This is a genomic window from Terrabacter sp. 2TAF16, assembly GCF_052115065.1.
Taxonomy (GTDB): domain Bacteria; phylum Actinomycetota; class Actinomycetes; order Actinomycetales; family Dermatophilaceae; genus Terrabacter.
On record NZ_JBFRFZ010000001.1, the window covers coordinates 44841 to 61434 of the forward strand.

The 16594-nt window shown below is 71.8% G+C and carries 15 protein-coding genes and 1 tRNA gene; 12 read left to right on the top strand and 4 right to left on the bottom strand.

Annotation, left to right across the window (positions count from 1 at the left end):
• Nucleotides 1-30 precede the first annotated feature (30 nt).
• The 6 genes from AB4Z14_RS00190 to AB4Z14_RS00215 all read left to right on the top strand — a co-directional run bounded on the left by AB4Z14_RS00190 (nt 31) and on the right by AB4Z14_RS00215 (nt 5447).
• Nucleotides 31-876, top strand: coding sequence for an aminotransferase class IV (locus tag AB4Z14_RS00190; protein WP_056825329.1), 846 nt, complete (start codon nt 31-33; stop codon nt 874-876).
• On the top strand, nt 873-1352 hold the full coding sequence (locus tag AB4Z14_RS00195; protein ID WP_442273393.1) for a TIGR02611 family protein: 480 nt from the start codon (nt 873-875) through the stop codon (nt 1350-1352). Before AB4Z14_RS00190 ends, AB4Z14_RS00195 begins: the two co-directional genes overlap by 4 nt.
• A 105-nt stretch (nt 1353-1457) precedes the next feature.
• Nucleotides 1458-1531, top strand: a tRNA-Val gene (locus AB4Z14_RS00200).
• 186 nt (nt 1532-1717) lie between these two features.
• Entirely contained in the window at nt 1718-3469 is a 1752-nt protein-coding gene (locus AB4Z14_RS00205; RefSeq protein ID WP_442273394.1) for a SulP family inorganic anion transporter, read from the top strand.
• On the top strand, nt 3466-4821 hold the full coding sequence (locus tag AB4Z14_RS00210; protein WP_442273395.1) for a diacylglycerol/lipid kinase family protein: 1356 nt from the start codon (nt 3466-3468) through the stop codon (nt 4819-4821). Before AB4Z14_RS00205 ends, AB4Z14_RS00210 begins: the two co-directional genes overlap by 4 nt.
• Nucleotides 4818-5447 (top strand): phosphatase PAP2 family protein, encoded by a 630-nt coding sequence (locus tag AB4Z14_RS00215; RefSeq protein ID WP_442273396.1) that lies wholly within the window; start codon nt 4818-4820, stop codon nt 5445-5447. Before AB4Z14_RS00210 ends, AB4Z14_RS00215 begins: the two co-directional genes overlap by 4 nt.
• Nucleotides 5448-5526: 79 nt before the next feature.
• Here AB4Z14_RS00215 and AB4Z14_RS00220 read toward each other — a convergent pair whose 3' ends face one another.
• The gene (locus AB4Z14_RS00220; protein WP_442273397.1) at nt 5527-6267 is read right to left on the bottom strand and encodes a phosphatase PAP2 family protein; all 741 of its coding nucleotides are present in this window, start codon (nt 6265-6267) and stop codon (nt 5527-5529) included.
• A gap of 86 nt (nt 6268-6353) precedes the next feature.
• Entirely contained in the window at nt 6354-7214 is an 861-nt protein-coding gene (ppk2, locus tag AB4Z14_RS00225; RefSeq protein ID WP_442273398.1) for a polyphosphate kinase 2, read from the bottom strand.
• 226 nt (nt 7215-7440) lie between these two features.
• Here ppk2 and AB4Z14_RS00230 point away from each other — a divergent pair, with 226 nt between their 5' ends.
• Genes AB4Z14_RS00230 through AB4Z14_RS00240 form a run of 3 tightly spaced genes read left to right on the top strand, consistent with a single transcriptional unit; the run spans nt 7441 to nt 10100 of the window.
• Nucleotides 7441-9168 (top strand): SulP family inorganic anion transporter, encoded by a 1728-nt coding sequence (locus AB4Z14_RS00230; protein WP_442273399.1) that lies wholly within the window; start codon nt 7441-7443, stop codon nt 9166-9168.
• A 10-nt stretch (nt 9169-9178) separates the two neighbouring features.
• Nucleotides 9179-9529 (top strand): hypothetical protein, encoded by a 351-nt coding sequence (locus tag AB4Z14_RS00235; RefSeq protein WP_442273400.1) that lies wholly within the window; start codon nt 9179-9181, stop codon nt 9527-9529.
• Nucleotides 9530-9578: 49 nt separating this feature from the next.
• Complete coding sequence (locus AB4Z14_RS00240) at nt 9579-10100, top strand: flavin reductase family protein (RefSeq protein WP_442273401.1); 522 nt, start codon at nt 9579-9581, stop codon at nt 10098-10100.
• A 108-nt stretch (nt 10101-10208) separates the two neighbouring features.
• Here AB4Z14_RS00240 and AB4Z14_RS00245 read toward each other — a convergent pair whose 3' ends face one another.
• Together AB4Z14_RS00245 and AB4Z14_RS00250 are read right to left on the bottom strand one after the other, a co-directional pair.
• Nucleotides 10209-12260, bottom strand: coding sequence for an acyl-CoA dehydrogenase family protein (locus AB4Z14_RS00245; protein ID WP_442273402.1), 2052 nt, complete (start codon nt 12258-12260; stop codon nt 10209-10211).
• A 24-nt stretch (nt 12261-12284) separates the two neighbouring features.
• Entirely contained in the window at nt 12285-13004 is a 720-nt protein-coding gene (locus tag AB4Z14_RS00250) for a TetR/AcrR family transcriptional regulator (protein WP_442273403.1), read from the bottom strand.
• Between the two features lie 98 nt (nt 13005-13102).
• On the opposite strand from AB4Z14_RS00250, the gene AB4Z14_RS00255 reads away from it, so the two are divergent.
• From AB4Z14_RS00255 to AB4Z14_RS00265, 3 genes are read left to right on the top strand one after another with little or no spacing between them, the layout of a single operon-like run.
• Nucleotides 13103-14398, top strand: coding sequence for an acetyl-CoA C-acetyltransferase (locus AB4Z14_RS00255; RefSeq protein ID WP_442273404.1), 1296 nt, complete (start codon nt 13103-13105; stop codon nt 14396-14398).
• Nucleotides 14399-14400: 2 nt separating this feature from the next.
• A complete protein-coding gene (locus AB4Z14_RS00260; protein WP_442273732.1) occupies nt 14401-15720 on the top strand; it encodes a 3-oxoacyl-ACP reductase in 1320 nt (439 codons plus the stop codon).
• Between the two features lie 7 nt (nt 15721-15727).
• Nucleotides 15728-16585 carry a MaoC family dehydratase gene (locus AB4Z14_RS00265; protein ID WP_442273405.1) on the top strand — a complete coding sequence of 286 codons (858 nt, stop codon included), beginning with the start codon at nt 15728-15730 and terminating at the stop codon, nt 16583-16585.
• Nucleotides 16586-16594 lie beyond the last annotated feature (9 nt).

The window sequence follows — 16594 nt, forward strand, 5'->3', positions numbered from 1 at the left end:
GGGCGGCCGCCGAGCCACCAGGAAGGGACCATGAGCACGACCACGCGCGTCTGGGTCAACGGCGACCTCGTCGACCCGACCGGCCCCTCCGTCTCCGCGCTCGACCACTCGGTCACGGTCGGGGACGGCGTCTTCGAGACCGCCAAGATCGCCTCCGGCGTCCCCTTCGCGCTGACGCGACACCACCGACGCCTCGAGCGGTCGGCCACCGGGCTCGGCCTGCCGCCCCTCGACCTCGCCGTCGTCGACAAGGGTGTGGCCGCGGTCCTCGACGGGCCCGCCATCGACTTCGGGCGGCTGCGCTACAGCGTCACGGGCGGCGTCGGGCCGCTCGGGTCCGACCGCGACGACACGGCGCTGACCTACATCGTCCTCGCGGCTCCGCAGCCACTCCCTCCGTCGAGCGGGAAGCTCACCGTCGTCCCGTGGACCCGCAACGAACGCTCTGCCGTCGTCGGGCTCAAGACGACGTCGTACGCGGAGAACGTCGTCGCCTTCGCCCGCGCCAAGCAGGTGGGCGCCGTCGAGGCCGTCTTCGGCAACACCCGAGGCGAGCTCTGCGAATGCACCGGGAGCAACGTCTTCGTCGTCGTCGACGGCGTCGTGCTGACACCGCCGGCCGAGTCCGGCCTGCTGCTCGGCATCACCCGCGAGCTCACCATCGAGTGGGGCCGCGCCGCCGGCCTCGAGATCCGCGAGGAGACCCTGCCGCTCGACGTGCTCCGCAGCGCCGACGAGGTCTTCATCACGAGCTCGACCAAGGACGTCCTGCCCGTCCACGCCGTCGACGACCGGGACCTGTCCGCCGACCGCCCCGTCACGACCGAGCTGCAGCGGGTCTTCCGCAGCAACGCCGAGCGGGACAGCGACCCGTGACCGGGGAGGACCGCACCCGCGACGAGACCCGACCGCCCGTCGACTACTCCGACCCCAACGTCACGCTCGACGCGAGCGAGGACCGCTGGGCCTGGCGGGCGCGCCTGCGCCGCAACCGCGTCACCCACGTCATCTGGCGCACGGCAGTGGGCGTGGTCGGCGGCGTCGTGACGATCGGTGGCCTCATCATGGTCCCCGCGCCCGGGCCCGGATGGCTCGTCGTCTTCTTCGGTCTGCTCATCCTCGCGAGCGAGTTCGAGTTCGCCCAACGCTGGCTCGACTTCGCCAGGCGCCACGTCAGCCGCTGGAACGACTGGATCATGGACCAGGCGATCTGGGTGCGCGGTCTCGTCGCCCTCGGCACCCTGCTCATCGTGTGGGGCGTCATCTGGGGCTACCTCGCGTGGGCGGGCATCCCGCAGTTCGTGCCCCAGTGGGCCGAGCAGCTGCTGACTCAGGTGCCCGGCGTCGACTGACCCGCGCCTCGCGCAGGGCGATTACCGTGACGGCGCCACCACCGGCTATTGTTTCCCTCCGTCACCCCGACGCCAGCCGGACATCACGTCGGCACAGGGGTGCCCGGACGTGTAGCTCAGCTGGTTAGAGCGCTCGCTTCACACGCGAGAGGTCAGGGGTTCGAGTCCCTTCACGTCCACCGACCGACGAACGTTGGGTCGAAGCCGTCCACGGAACGACGGCTCCGACGAAACCGGATGAAGCACGGGGACACCCGCTCGCCCCGCCTGTAGGCTCCACCTGTGAACGCTCTTCACGCGGGACGACACCGCTCGGGCGCAGGCCGAGCCGGCCGCGGCATGCGCACCCAGAACCTCGGCTGACCGTGGCCGCGCCCGCCGACCGACCTGATGTCGGAGAGCGCACGTGGAAGGAGCACGTCCCCGGTCTGCGACTGGTGCGCTCCTACGAGCGGTCCTGGCTGCCGAAGGACGTCGTCGCAGGTCTGGTCCTGTCCGCGTTGTTGGTGCCGCAGGGAATGGCCTATGCACAGCTCGCCGGGCTGCCGCCCGTCACGGGGTTGTACACCTCCATCCTGTGCCTGATCGGCTATGCGGTCTTCGGGCCCTCGCGGGTCCTCGTGCTGGGACCGGACTCGTCGCTGGGGCCCATGATCGCGGCGACGATCCTTCCCCTCCTGCTCGCCGGTGGAGACCCTGCCCGAGCCGTCGCGCTCGCGTCGATGCTGGCGATCATCGTCGGCGTCGTCATGGTCGTTGCGGGACTGGCCCGGTTCGGCTTCGTCGCTGACCTGCTGTCGAAGCCGACCCAGATCGGCTACATGAACGGGCTGGCGCTGACGATCATCGTCGGCCAGCTACCCAAGCTCTTCGGCTTCTCCACCGACGCGAGCGGTCTCGTGGCCGAGGCGAACGCCTTCGTGTCCGGGCTGTTCACGGGCTCGGCCAACCGTACGGCGGCCGTCATCGGGGTCAGTGCCCTGGCCGGCATCCTGCTCCTCAACAGGTTCATCCCGAAGGTCCCGAGCGTGCTGGTGATCGTGGTGTTGACCGCTCTCCTGGTCAAGGTGTTCGAGCTCCAGGCCCACGGGGTCGACACGGTCGGGGTCCTCCCACAAGGCCTCCCGACGTTCACCATCCCGCAGGTGGGCTGGGGCGACGTCCCGCCCCTCTTCCTCGGGGCGCTGGCCATCGCCGTCGTCGCTCTCGCCGACACGATGTCCACGGCCTCGGCCTTCGCGGCCCGTCAGGGCGAACGCGTCCAGGGGAACCAGGAGATGATCGGCATCGGAGCAGCCAACATCGCCGCCGGCGCGTTCCAGGGCTTCCCGGTCAGCACCAGCGGTTCGCGGACCGCGGTGGCGGAACAGGCCGGCTCTCGGTCCCAGGTCACCGGGGTGGTCGGCGCCGCAGTGATCGCCGCCGTCCTGCTCTTCGCCAACGCCCTCATGCAGTACGTGCCGCAACCCACGCTCGGCGCCATCGTCATCGCGGCGGCCGTGTCGCTGACCGACGTCGCCGGCACTCGTCGGCTCTGGTTGCAGCGCCGGACGGAGTTCCTCCTCTCCCTCATCGCCCTGCTCGGTGTGGCCCTCCTCGGGGTGCTGCCCGGCATCCTCATCGCGGTGGGTCTGTCCATCCTCAACGTCTTTCGCCGCACCTGGTGGCCGCACCAGGCCGAGCTCGGGCGCGTCGAAGGGGTTGCGGGACTGCACGACACCGAGAGCTACCCGGACGCGGAGCGGTTGCCCGGGCTGATCGTCTATCGGTTCGACGCGCCGCTCATCTTCGCCAACGCCCGGGGCTTCGGCGAGAACGTGCGCGCGATGGTCGACGACGACCCGGCGCTGCGCTGGATCGTCGTCGCCGCCGAGCCGATCACGGACGTCGACACGACGGCCTCGGACATGCTGGAGGACCTCGACACGTGGCTCAACGAGCGTGGGGTGTCTCTCGTCTTTGCGGAGATGAAGGATCCGGTGCGTGCGAAGATCGAGCGGTACGAGCTGACCCGCACCATCTCCCCGGAGCACTTCCTCCCGACGGTCGACGAGGCCGTCGCCGAGTTCCGGCGCCAGACCGGTGCCGGCTGGCGCTCTCCGAAGGAGCCGGCATGACGACGTCCGACAGTGGCGGCAGACGCAGCGCCGCTCGCAGAGCCTCGGCAGCACTCGCGCTGACAGCGTTCGCTGCCGCCTTGCTGTTCCTCGCGGTCGTCTCCATCCGCCGCTGGGACGTCCTGCTGGCCAGTGTGGTCTCGCTCGGGGTGGCGGTGGTGGCCGCGTGGTACGTCGTGTCCCGCAGGGGCGCCGTCCGAGCAGCTGCCGCTGCGCTCGGGGCCATCGCCCTGGTCGGCTTCGTCGCGGTGATCCTCGCGAGCCAGAGCGGTCGTGTGCTGGCGGTCGGGCTCGCACTCGCCGCGGTCTCCACCGCAGCGGCCGGCTACGCACTGGCCCCGACAGCCCAGGCCGACGACGCCGAGGCCGCACCCAGGGCGAGGCAGGCGGTCCTCATCATGAACCCGCGGTCCGGCGGGGGCAAGGTCGAGCGTTTCGGCCTCGTCGACCTCTGCCGGCAGCGTGGTGTCGAGCCCTATGTCCTCAACCCCGGCGACGACCTGCGAGCAGTGGCCGAGGACGCGGTCGCCCGCGGCGCGGATCTGCTGGGGATGGCCGGAGGGGACGGCTCACTTGCGCTCGTCGCCTCGATCGCGAGTCGGCACGGTCTTCCCTTCGTCGTCGTGCCCGCAGGGACGCGCAACCACTTCGCGCTCGACCTGGGCATCGACCGCGAAGACGTGCCCGGTGCGCTGGATGCCTTCGACGACGGAGTCGACACGAGGGTGGATCTCGCTGAGATCAACGGGCGCGTCTTCGTCAACAACGCGTCGATGGGCGTCTACGCCAAGGTCGTGCAGTCGGCGGACTACCGGGATGCGAAGGTGCAGACCGCCTCGGCCCTGCTGCCCGACATGCTCGGACCCGGGGCCAACGCTCTCGACCTGCACTACACGCTGCCCTCCGGTGAGGAGGCGGTTCCGGGTCAGCTGCTGCTGGTGTCCAACAACCCCTACGATCTCGCTCACCTCCGCGGCGGGGGCACGCGAGAGCGGCTCGACAGCGGCGTGCTCGGGGTCGTCTCGCTGCGGGTCGGCTCGGCGGCGGACGCCGAGAAGCTCGCCGCCCTGGAGATGACCGGTCAGGTCCAGCGTTTCTCCGGGTGGGATGAGTGGACGGCGTCCGAGTTCGACGTACGGTCTTCGGGGCGCGTGGAGGTCGGCGTGGATGGCGAGGCCCTGGTCCTCGACCCCCCGTTGCGCTTCACCATCCGCCCCGGCGCGGTCACGGTCCGACTTCCGCGCGCGGCTCTTCGACGATCGCGTGCTGCCCGTCCCGCACGCATCACTGCCAGGTCGACACTCGCTGCGCTCTGGCAGGTTGCGACCGGGCGGGAAGCGGGGGCCGGATGAGCGGTCCGACCCCGCCCGAGCCTGTCGAAGCGCTGCTCGCCAAGGGCCTCGAAAGTCGCGGCTCGCCTCGCCTGGCCGGGGTCGTGCGGCTGCTGCGGAGATTGGACGCGGCCGACCGCAGCGCCTATCGCGTCGTGGCAGAGCTGAACACACCGTGGCTCGACGAGCCGCTACGCCGGGCGTCAGACTTCGCCAACTTCTCCAAACCCTGGCTCCTCGTGGCGGGGGGCCTGGCCGTATTCGGTGGGGCGAGGGGGCGCCGTGCCGCCCTCACGGGGGTAGCCGCGATCGGGGTGACCTCCCTCCTGGTCAACCAGCCGATGAAGCTGGCAGCCCGTCGTCGCCCGCGGCGCGTCGAGCTGGGCGTGCCCGAGTCCCGATGGGTGGGCATGCCGTCATCTGCCTCCTTCCCTTCGGGGCACTCCGCGTCCGCGACGGCATTCTGCGTCGCGACCAGCGCGATGGTGCCAGAGCTGCGGTGGCCTCTACGAGTGTCTGCGGCAGTCGTGGCGTTCTCGCGCGTGTACACCGGGGTGCACTACCCCGGCGACGTGCTGGTCGGTGCTTCCGTCGGTGCCGGACTCGGACGCGCGTCCTCGACCGTGGCCTCGCGGCTGGGCCACTGATGACCGCAGCTCCCGGCGCTCCGGGACCACTCGTCACCGGGTCAGGTCCTCGAACCACGCTTCACGCGCGAAGCGCCCTTCATCGTGATCCCGGACCGCCGGACTCTGCCACCTGCTCCGTACGGACCCGCGCCGCCGGGTCGACGACGTAGGCGGCGATCAGGCCCACTCCGACTCCGAGGGCGTAGCCGGCAACCACCTCGGTGAGCGTGTGCACCCCGAGCATGAGCCGATCGAGGCCGACGACGAGCGAGACCAGCACACCGACCACCAGGACGAGTCGGCGACGCGCGCGCTGGCGGAGGAACAGAGCCGACAGCACGCACGCGGTCGTGACGGCTGCGGCGATGTTCGACGCGTGGCCGCTCGGCATCGCGCTGGACGCGTACTCGATGATCGGGTGCACCACGACGGGCCTTCCCAGGTCGACGTAGTGCTTGAGCACACTGGTCACGAGCGAGGTGCCGCCGATGGCCACCACGACGTACGCGGCCGCCCGACCCTGCTTCCTGACCACCAGCACACCGGCCACGAGGGCCGTCGCGACCGCGCTGGCCACGGTGCCGAAGGCGTAGGAGATCCCCACCAGCGGGCGTTCGAGCCACGGTGAACCGGGCCGCCACGCGTCGGGACCGAGCTGCAGGACGTGGTCCCAGCGGTCGAGGATCTCCGGATGGGCCACGGCCAGGGCGCAGAGGGCCAGGCAGACCGCGGTGCTCGCCGTGCCCCAGGCCAGGAACAGCCGGCGGGTGCGCGTCGTGAACGCGCCGCGGCCCGGTCTCTCGTCCGCTGTCGTCCGGTCCGTGTCGTCGACGGTCATCGGGGTGACCTCCTGCGCGTCGGCTCGGTCGGCCGGCAGGGGACCCGGGCGCCCCACTGCAGTCCCGGGTTGGACAAGGGGCGCACTCAGAACGGAGTCGGGATGAAGCGCGGCGGCAGGGCCGGGGCACGGTAGTCGCCCGGTGCCTGACGCTCCGGTAGCTCGACGTCCTTCGACTCGAGCGGCTCGTAGGGCACCTGGCTCAGCAGGTGGCTGATGACGTTCAGCCGGCCCCGCCTCTTGCTGTCCGTGTAGGCGACGTTCCACGGGGCCCACGGGGTGTCCGAAGCGGCGAACATCGCGTCGCGAGCCCGGGAGTAGTCGTACCAGCGGCTGTAGGACTCCAGGTCCATGTCGGAGAGCTTCCACACCTTGCGCGGGTCATGGATCCTGTTCTCGATCCGGCGCGTCTGCTCGTCGGAACCGACCTCGAGCCAGTACTTGAGCAGGATGATGCCCGAGTCGACGATGGCCTTCTCGACGGCAGGGACCTGCTCGAGAAAGCGGTCGGTCTGGGCGGGCGTGCAGAAGCCCATCACCCGCTCGACCCCCGCTCGGTTGTACCAGCTGCGGTCGAAGATCACGACCTCACCGGCCGCCGGGAAGTGCTTGATGTACCGCTGGATGTACATCTGTGACCTCTCCCGGTCAGTCGGCGACGGCAACGCGACCACGCGGAAGACCCGCGGGCTCACGCGCTCGACGATGCGCTTGATCGTGCCGCCCTTGCCGGCCGTGTCCCGCCCCTCGAACACGACGCACACCTTGGCACCGGACGCCTTCACCCACTCCTGCATGGCCACGAGCTCCGCCTGCAGCACCGCCAGCTCCGCCTCGTAGGCCTTCCGACCCAGTTTCGCCCCAGCCGAGGACGCGTCGCGCTCACCCGCGGTCCGGGCGCGCAACAGCTCACTGGGGTTCGACTTCCTGGCCTTCTTCTTGCTCATCGCTGGCCTCCGGCGCTGCGTCGTCGCGTCTGGGCGTCGTCCGGTCCAGGGTCTCGCCTCGCCGCCCTCGTAGGCTACCTCCGACGCCGCCGCAGCGGTCGGGCCTTCCTCAAACCTCGGCGAACCGCCGAGTGACCGTTCGCGTCCATGGTTCGTCACCGGCGGTCGACGCACGTGGTCCTCTTCGGGCGATGCGGGTCGTCGCGCAGATGGCTTGGCTGGAGCCGTGCAGCCGTTCGACAGGGCCTACAAGGGTCGCGGTGCGTTCGCGTCCGCGACTCGACCGCCGATCACGACGCGGTACGTTCCCTTCGCGCGGTCCCTCGCGGCGTACACGCGGCCGCGCCTGCGCACGGACCTCGTCGCCGGTGTCACGGTGGCGGCGTTGGCCCTGCCGTCGGCGATGGCCTACGCCGAGCTGGCCGGCGTCCCGGTCAGCGCCGGTCTCTACGCCCTGCTCCTCCCGGTGCTGGCCTACGCGGTCCTCGGGTCGGCGCCCCGGGTGGTGGTCGGCCCGGAGGGCACCGTGTCGCTCTTGATCGCGACCGTGGTCGCGCCGCTGGCCGCGGGCGGCAGCGCCCAGTACGCCGCGCTGGCCTCGTTGCTCGCGATCATGGTGGGGGTCGTCTTCCTGGCGGCCCGGCTGGCCCGCCTCGGCTGGATCGCCGACTACTTCTCGCAGGCGGTCCTCGTCGGCTACATCACCGGCGTCGCCGTCGTGCTGATCCTCGGCCAGCTCGGCAAGCTGCTCGGCGTCTCGAGCGACGCGGAGGGGGCCATCCCCGAGACGGTCGACATCGTCGGCCACCTCGGCAGCGCCAACGGCGCCACCGTCCTCGTGGGTCTCGTCTCGTTGGCCCTGCTGGTCGTCGCCGGCCGGATCAGCAAGCGACTGCCGGGTGCCCTCGCGGTCGTGATCCTCGGCATCGCCGCGTCCTGGGCCCTGGACCTCGTCGCCCACGGGGTCTCGGTCACCGGGCCCGTGCCGCGGGGACTGCCGTCGCTCGAGCTGCCGGACGTGTCACGCGCAGACCTCGGGACGCTCGTGGTCGCGGCCCTCGCGGTGTTCCTCGTCGCCTTCTCGGACTCCATCCTCACGGCACGCTCCTTCGCGGCGCGCCACCACGAGGTCGTCGACGCCAACCAGGAGCTCCTCGCCTTCGGGGTGGCCCAGATCTCGGCCGGCGTCACGCAGAGCATCCCGGTCGGGACGAGCGGGTCGCGCACCGCGGTCAACGACGACATGGGGGCCACGAGCCAGGTCAGCGGGCTGGCGGCCGCAGGGACGATCGTCGTCATCCTGCTCTTCCTCACCGCGCCGATCGAGTACCTCCCCTCGGCGGTGCTCGGTGCGGTCATCGTGTACGCGGCGGCCAAGCTGATCGACCCGGTGCAGTGGCGCGAGCTGGCCCGCAGCAGCAGGGTCGAGGTCGTCATCGCCGCCATCACGGTCGTGTGCGTCGTGGCGGTCGGGGTCCTCCAGGCGATCATCGTGGCGGTCCTGCTGTCCGTCGCCGACATCGTGCGTCGGGCGGCACGACCCGCCGACGCCGTGCTGGGCTGGTCCGCCCATGACGACCGCTACGTGGACGTCGCGGACCAGCCCGACGCGGGCGTCAGCGCGGGTGTCGTCGTCTACCGCATCCAGGACCGGCTGTTCTTCGCCAACGCCCACTACTTCAAGCGCCGGCTGTGGGCCGCCGTGGACGGTGCGCCCAAACCCGTGCGGCACGTGGTGCTCGACGGCTCGTTCATCAGCGACCTCGACGCCAGCGCTGAGGTCGCGCTGCGCGAGGTGCTCGACGGGCTCCGCGAGCGCAACATCGAGCTGCACGTGGCACGGGCGGCGCAGGAGCTGAGGGACCGCCTGGACTCGGTCGGGCTGGTCGAGGCCATCGGCGCCGACCACTTCCACGGCACGGTGACCGCGGCGGTGCAGGCCTGCACGCACTAGCGTGGCGACCATGATCGCCACGGTCTCGAGCCTGTTCATCTATCCCGACTCCGACGCCCCCGGCCAGGAGCTCGCCTCCGTCGAGGTCACCGAGTCCGGCCCGGAGGGCAACCGCTCGAAGAAGCATGCCGTGCACCTCGTCGCGGTCGACGACTTCGTCGCGACCCACCCCAAGGCCAACATCGTCCTCGACATGGAGTCGTCCGTGCTCGAGAAGCTCGTGGGCCGCATCGTCCGTCTCGGCGAGTGCACGCTCGAGGTGACCCAGACACCCTCGCAGTGCGCCGGCGTCTACGCCCGCGTCGTCGAGCCGGGCGAGGTGTCGGTCGACGACGCGTTGCTCGTCGCCGAGGCGGAGTGAGCACCGGCCCGGTTGACCGGCCCGGACCGCTCCCCGGCGGGGACGCGACATGACGATCCACACGGAGCACCCGTTCGACACTCCTGACGAGGACCGCGACCCGGTCCGGCGCCTGCGGGGGCGCATCGGTGGCACGGTGTCGCTCTGGACGGCAGGCGAAGGCATCGAGCGGGTCGGCCTGACGGTCTCGTCCTACCTCGTCGCCACCGGTGACCCGGGCCGGGTCGTCGGGCTCCTCCATCCCGACTCCGACGTGCTCGACGCCCTCGAGGAGACCGGCACGGCCGTCGTCACGCTCCTCGGTGCGCGTGACGAGCGCCTCGCCGACGTCTTCGCCGGCGTCATGCCCGCGCCCGGCGGGGCCTTCCGGCTCATCGAGTGGGAGCAGACCGCGTGGGGTCCGCGCCCTCGCCACGCCACGACCTGGATGGGCGTGCGCCTCGACCCGGGCAGCCGTCGCGACGTCGGGTGGTCGGTGCTCGTCGAGGCGACGATCGAGCACGCCGAGGTCGGGGTCGAGGACGCCCCGCTCGTGCACCGGCGCGGTCGCTACCAGCGCGCGACCGAGTGACGCACGACTGACGGTGCGGGACGGCATACGACCTCGGGCGGTAGATCGCGCGTGAGATCGCGCAGTGTGTGCGCTCGGGCGACAGGAGCCGCGCGATCTCACGCCGGATCAGGCGGTGCCTGACATCTCCGTCGTCAGCAGGCCCTCGGGGATGCCGAAGGCGTCGACGAGCGTCGTGGCGTACGGGCGCAGCTCCGCGCAGACCTCGTTGACGAGGGCGGTGAGGGCCTTGGCGCGCGCAGGGCTCAGCCGGTCGTGCTCGAGGTACCACGCCTTGTGGCGCTCGATCGTCGACAGGGCGTAGAGGTCGCAGACCCGGGCGAGCACGGCGCGGGCCTCGTCGTCGGAGCAGGACTCGACCGAGGCGGCGAAGGTCTCGGCGACGGTGCGCTCGACGTGGGCCGTCGCGGCCTCGACGAGGTGGTCCTGCGTCGCGTTGAAGATCGCGAACGCGTCGGCGCCCGGAGCGGTGGCCCGCCGGAGCCGTCGGGCCAGGCCCTCGATGAGGTGCGCCTCGCGTTCGCGCAGCAGGCGCAGCTGGGTGCCGCGGATGCCGAAGGTGACGTCCTCGTCGCGGCCCGGCGCAGCGTCGACGAGTCGCTGGATGATGCCCCGCGCCGACGACCGCTCGATGACGGTGCCGCCGACCAGCCGCGCGCCGAAGCGCACGATGCCGGCCGTGTCGAGGTCGCCGAACGTCGCCTGGTACTCACCGAGGAGCGACTTGGCGACGAGCTGGAGCAGGACGGTGTTGTCGCCCTCGAAGGTCGTGAAGATGTCGGTGTCGGCCTTGAGCGCGGCGAGGCGGTTGGCCCAGAGGTAGCCGGCTCCGCCGCACAGCTCGCGGCATTCCTGGATGGTGTCGGTCGCGTGCCGGGTCGTCAGCACCTTGATCCCTGCGGCCCGGGTCTCGAGCCGGCGCTGGTCCTCCTCGGACGTCGCGCGCCCGGCGAGCACGTCGTCCATGGCGGAGACGAGCTCGTGCTGCGCGAGCTGGAGGGCGTATGCCGTCGCGATCCTCGGCAGCAGGCGCCGCTGGTAGGTCCGGTAGTCGAGGACGGTCGTCTCCTCCTCGGTGCCGGGGGCGGCGAACTGGCGGCGCCCGGCAGCATACGTCGTCGTGACGGCGAGGGCCGAGCGGGCGGCAGCGCCCGCTCCGCCGGCCACCGAGATGCGACCGCGGACGAGCGTGCCGAGCATCGTGAAGAAGCGGCGGCCGGGGTTGTCGATGGGGCTCGTGTAGGTGCCGTCGTCGCGGATGTCGCCGTAGCGGCCGAGCAGGTTGGTGCGCGGCACCCGGACGTGGTCGAAGAGCAGCCGTCCGTTGTCGACGCCGGCGAGACCGAGCTTCGGGCCGCAGTCCTCGATGGTGACACCCCTTGCGGGAGTGCCGGACTCGTCGCGGATCGGGACGAGGACGCAGTGCACGCCGCGGGACTCGCCGTCGACGACGAGCTGCGCGAAGACCGCCGCGAGGCGACCGTCGCGGGCCGCGTTGCCGATGTAGTCCTTGCGTGCCGCGGGCACGGGTGAGTGGACGACGATCTCGTCGGTCGCCGGATCGAAGGTCGCGGTCGTCAGCAGGCTCTGCACGTCGCTGCCGTGGCCGGTCTCGGTCATCGCGAAGCAGCCCTGCAGCTCGCCGGACGTGATGCGGGGCAGGAGGTGGTCGTGGCGGCTCGTACCGAGGAGGGAGACGGCGCCGCCGAAGAGGCCCCACTGGACTCCGGCCTTGACGAAGAGCGAGAGGTCGGTGTGACCGAGCATCTCGAAGGCGGCGACGGCCTCGCCGTAGCGAGCGGTGCCGCCCTGGTGCTCGGGGAACCCGCGAGCGGCGTACGGCTCCGCGGCCAGGGCGGCGAGCTGGGCGGTGACACGGGAGCGGTGCTCGTCCATCGGCAGCGGGGCCGACGGCGGTCCGAACGTCGCGGCGTCGAGCGCTCGGCAGTGCTCCCGCACCTCGCCGAACGGGCCGTCGAGGTGGGCGCGGAGCTCCGCGGTCAGCGCGGGGCCGGCCTGGGTCACGGGGCCCTGGCCCGGCTCGAGGTGCTCGGGCGCCGGGGAGCGATCGGGGGCGGGTGAGCCGACGGGGGAGCCGCTGCGTGAGTCGGCGGGGAAGCCGGTGGGAGAGTCTGTGGGGGAGTCTGTGGCCGTGGACATCTCGGTGCCTTCCGGGTCTGGACCTCAGGAGGTCGCGGTGGTCGGGGAGGTGGACGTGTGCGTGGCGGAGTGGGCCGTGAGGACGGGGGCGAGCCCGTGCCAGGCGAGGTCGGTCAGGGAGTCGACCACGGCGGCGCGCGGGGCGCGGTCGGCCTCGGGGGTGGCGAGCCAGTCGTCGGCGACCGCACGCACGGAGCCGACGAGCGCGATCGCCCACGTGCGGGCCCGCGACGGATCGGTCGCCGGTGACTGCAGCGCCTCGAGGAGCAGGCCGGTCAGCTGATCGGTGACCTGGTCGACCGTGCCTCCGACAGGGTCGTCGGCGAGCGGGAGGTCGACGAGCGGCCGGTTGACGACGAAGCGGTAGACCTCGGTGTCGGACTCGACGAGGGCGAGGTAGGCCTCGACCGTGGACGCGACGAGCTCGCGGGTGTCCGCCGGCGGTGTGCTCGACCGGCCGAGCGCCGCCCCGACGTTGCCGACGACGCGTCCGTCGATGCGGGCGGCCACGGCGCGGTAGAGACCGGCCTTGTCGTCGAAGTGGCGGTAGATGACGGTCTTGGACGTGCCGGCCTCGGCCGCGATGTCGTCCATCCCGACGCCGGCGCCGTGGGTGCGGATCGCGCGGATCGTCGCGTCGACGAGGGCGGCGCGGCGCTCCTCGCGATGGCGCTCCCAGCGCGAGTCCCGCCCGTCCCGAGGGGCGGCGGGAGCCTGTCCCGGACGATCCACGTCGTTGTCCATCTCACGAAAGTAACAGGTACTTGCTGTATCGACTACTGCCGGTTTCGGTTATCTTGGTCGAGAACGACAGGTCAGACATCCGACAGCAGGAGAGACCCATGGCTTCCCAGTCCAGCCCACGCGCGCCGCGTCGAGTCGCGGTCCTCGGGGGCAACCGCATCCCCTTCGCCCGGTCCAACGGCCCCTACGCCAAGGCGTCCAACCAGGACATGCTGACCGCGACCGTCGACGGACTCGTGGCTCGCTTCGGGCTCGCGGGGGAGCGGCTCGGCGAGGTCGTGGCCGGCGCGGTCCTCAAGCACAGCCGCGACTTCAACCTCACCCGTGAGACCGTGCTCGGCACCCGCCTCGACCCCGCCACCCCGGCCTACGACGTCCAGCAGGCCTGCGGCACCGGGCTCGAGGCGGCCGTCCTCGTCGCCAACAAGATCGCGCTCGGCCAGGTCGACGCCGGCATCGCCGGTGGCGTCGACAGCGCCAGCGACGCTCCCATCGCCGTGAGCGAGGGCCTGCGCCAGACGCTCCTCGCCGTCAACCGCGCGCGGTCCGCCGGGGAGCGCGCGAAGGCGCTCACGGGCCTGCGCCCGGGTCACCTCGTGCCGGCCGTCCCCGAGAACGTCGAGCCCCGCACCGGGCTCTCGATGGGTGAGCACATGGCGCTGACCGCCGCGCAGTGGGGCATCACCCGTGAGGCCCAGGACGAGCTCGCGGCCGCCAGTCACCAGCACCTCGCCGCCGCCTACGAGCGGGGCTTCTTCGACGACCTCGTCACGCCCTACCTCGGCGTCTCGCGCGACACGAACCTCCGCGCCGACTCCACGGTCGAGAAGCTGTCGACCCTCAAGCCGGTCTTCGGCAAGGGCGACGGCGCGACGATGACCGCGGGCAACTCGACCCCCCTGACCGACGGCGCCTCTGCAGTGCTCCTCGCGAGCGAGGAGTGGGCGGCCGAGCACCGGCTGACCCCACTCGCCTGGTTCGTCGACGCCGAGTCGGCGGCCGTCGACTACGTCCACGGCGACGAGGGCCTGCTCATGGCCCCGGCGTATGCCGTCCCTCGCCTGCTCGCCCGCAACGGCCTGTCCCTGCAGGACTTCGACTTCTACGAGATCCACGAGGCGTTCGCCGCGACGGTGCTCACGACGCTCAAGGCCTGGGAGGACCCCGACTTCTGTCGGGAGCGCCTCGGCCTCGACGCGCCGCTCGGCTCCATCGACCGCAGCAGGCTCAACGTCAACGGGTCCTCGCTCGCCGCGGGCCACCCCTTCGCCGCGACGGGCGGTCGCATCGTGGCCTCGCTCGCGAAGCAGCTCAAGGAGGCCGGCGGAGGCCGAGGCCTCATCTCCATCTGCGCTGCCGGTGGGCAGGGCGTCGTCGCGATCCTGGAGGCATGAGCATGACCGACCTCTTCACGACCATCGTCAGCTCGCCCGTGGCCCGAAGGGTCGGCGTGCCACAGCCGACCCGGCTGCGCCGCTACGAGCCCGGTATGCCGCTCTGCGAGGGGCCGGTGCTCGTCGCGGGCGGCGGGCGCTTCGCCGACGGCATCGCCGCCTGGCTCGGGGGTGAGGGGGTGGCCGCGGTGTCCACGCTGCCCGACTCGGGCGACAAGGTCGGGGCCGTGGTGCTCGACCTCAGCGCCGCCACCGACCCGGCCGAGCTCGACCAGCTGCGCCTGCTCGGCGCCCCCGCGGTCAAGGCGCTCAGACCCAACGGTCGCGTCGTGGTCATCGGCACGGACCCGGCGACGCTGACGGACGTCGCCGAGGTGACGACCCAGCGTGCCCTCGAGGGCGCCGTGCGCTCCATCGGCAAGGAGCTGCGAGCGGGAGCGACGGCGAACCTCGTTCTCGCGCAGGGGGATGCACGCGACGGCGTCAGATCCGCCGTCGAGTTCTTCCTGTCCGGACGCTCGGCCTACGTCGACGGCCAGGTGGTCCGGGTCGACGAGTCCACGAGCGGCGACGTCGACGCGCTGCGCCCGCTCGACGGCAAGGTGGCCGTCGTGACCGGCGCCGCACGAGGCATCGGTGCCGAGATCGCCCGGGTGCTGGCCCGTGACGGCGCGACGGTCGTCGCCGTCGACGTCCCGTCGGCCGGAGACGCGCTGGCCAAGGTGGCCAACGAGGTCAGGGGGACGGCGCTCCAGCTCGACGTCACGGCGGATGATGCGGGCTCCCGCATCGTCGAGCACGCCACGACGCGGCACGGCGGCCTCGACGTCGTCGTGCACAACGCTGGCATCACGCGCGACAAGCTCTTCGTCAACATGGACGACGACCGCTGGCGCAGCGTCATGGAGGTCAACCTCCGCTCGGTCCTGCGGATGAACGACGCGATCCTGGGCGAGGGCGGACTCGCCGACGGCGGTCGCATCGTCTGCGTCGCCTCGATCGCGGGCATCGCCGGCAACCGCGGCCAGACGAACTACGGCGCGAGCAAGGCCGGCGTCATCGGCCTCGTCACCGCGCTCTCGCGCCAGGTCGCGGGCCGCGGGATCACGGTCAACGCCGTCGCGCCCGGATTCATCGAGACGGAGATGACGGCGCGGATCCCCTTCGCCACGAGGGAGATCGGGCGCCGGATGAACTCCCTCCAGCAGGGCGGGCACCCGAAGGACGTCGCCGAGACCATCGCCTGGTTCGCCCAGCCCGGGTCCGCCGCCGTCACGGGGCAGGTGGTCCGCGTCTGCGGCCAGAGCCTGCTCGGGGCGTGAGCGCCCCATGACCAAGGAGATCACCCTCGACGCGGCGCCCGACCTGCGCCGCATCTACGCCACGGCCGCGCTCCGCAGGGGCAACGCGAGCGACACGCTGCCCGACGTCCGCTGGTCACGGGCCGGCATACGCGTCGACGTCGACGACCTCGTCGCCTACGCCCACGTGTGCCGTTTCCCGGTGTCCGGCACGTTGCCGCCCACCTACCCGCACCTCGTCGCGTTCCCGCTCCAGATGGCGGTCATGAGCGGCGACCGCTTCCCCCTCCCGCTGCTCGGTGCCGTCCACGTCGAGAACCGCATCGAGGCGCTGCGACCCGTCCAGCTCGACGAGCCGCTGGACGTCTCGGTCTGGGCGCAGGACCTCCGACCTCACCGCCGCGGCCGGCAGGTCGACCTCGTGTCCGAGGTCGGGGTGCGGGGCGAGGTCGTGTGGCGCGGTGTGAGCACCTACCTCTCACGCGGGGCCGAGCACCCCGACGCCGAGCCGTCCGAACCACCGTCGGCCGACCCGCTCGCTGCCGTCACGACGGGGCCGCTGTGGCGCTTGGGCGAGGGCACCGGACGGGCGTATGCCGCCGTGTCGGGTGACTGGAACCCCATCCACGTGCACGCGCTGACGGCCAAGCCGCTCGGTTTCCCGAGCGCCATCGCCCACGGGATGTACTCCTACGCCAGGGTGCTCGCCGCACTCGGACCTCGACTGCCGGAGGCCGGGCTCACGAGCCGCGTGTGGTTCCGCAAGCCGGTGCGGCTGCCGTCGTCGGTGCGACTGCGCACGGCGTTCGAGGCGTCGCGCACGCTCTCGGTCCTCGAGCACGCGAAGGGCGAGATCGAGCACGCCGTCGTCGAGAACACCTGGTGACCGGCGACG

Bases quoted from the DNA above. Each gene is read 5' to 3' on its own strand.
- ppk2 (WP_442273398.1), bottom strand. From the start codon at position 7,214: ATGAGCAAGAAGAAGGCCAGGAAGTCGAACCCCAGTGAGCTGTTGCGC.
- AB4Z14_RS00220 (WP_442273397.1), bottom strand. From the start codon at position 6,267: ATGACCGTCGACGACACGGACCGGACGACAGCGGACGAGAGACCGGGC.
- AB4Z14_RS00265 (WP_442273405.1), top strand. From the start codon at position 15,728: ATGACCAAGGAGATCACCCTCGACGCGGCGCCCGACCTGCGCCGCATC.
- AB4Z14_RS00240 (WP_442273401.1), top strand. From the start codon at position 9,579: ATGACGATCCACACGGAGCACCCGTTCGACACTCCTGACGAGGACCGC.
- AB4Z14_RS00250 (WP_442273403.1), bottom strand. From the start codon at position 13,004: ATGGACAACGACGTGGATCGTCCGGGACAGGCTCCCGCCGCCCCTCGG.
- AB4Z14_RS00210 (WP_442273395.1), top strand. From the start codon at position 3,466: ATGACGACGTCCGACAGTGGCGGCAGACGCAGCGCCGCTCGCAGAGCC.
- AB4Z14_RS00255 (WP_442273404.1), top strand. From the start codon at position 13,103: ATGGCTTCCCAGTCCAGCCCACGCGCGCCGCGTCGAGTCGCGGTCCTC.
- AB4Z14_RS00260 (WP_442273732.1), top strand. From the start codon at position 14,401: ATGACCGACCTCTTCACGACCATCGTCAGCTCGCCCGTGGCCCGAAGG.
- AB4Z14_RS00245 (WP_442273402.1), bottom strand. From the start codon at position 12,260: ATGTCCACGGCCACAGACTCCCCCACAGACTCTCCCACCGGCTTCCCC.
- AB4Z14_RS00235 (WP_442273400.1), top strand. From the start codon at position 9,179: ATGATCGCCACGGTCTCGAGCCTGTTCATCTATCCCGACTCCGACGCC.
- AB4Z14_RS00215 (WP_442273396.1), top strand. From the start codon at position 4,818: ATGAGCGGTCCGACCCCGCCCGAGCCTGTCGAAGCGCTGCTCGCCAAG.
- AB4Z14_RS00190 (WP_056825329.1), top strand. From the start codon at position 31: ATGAGCACGACCACGCGCGTCTGGGTCAACGGCGACCTCGTCGACCCG.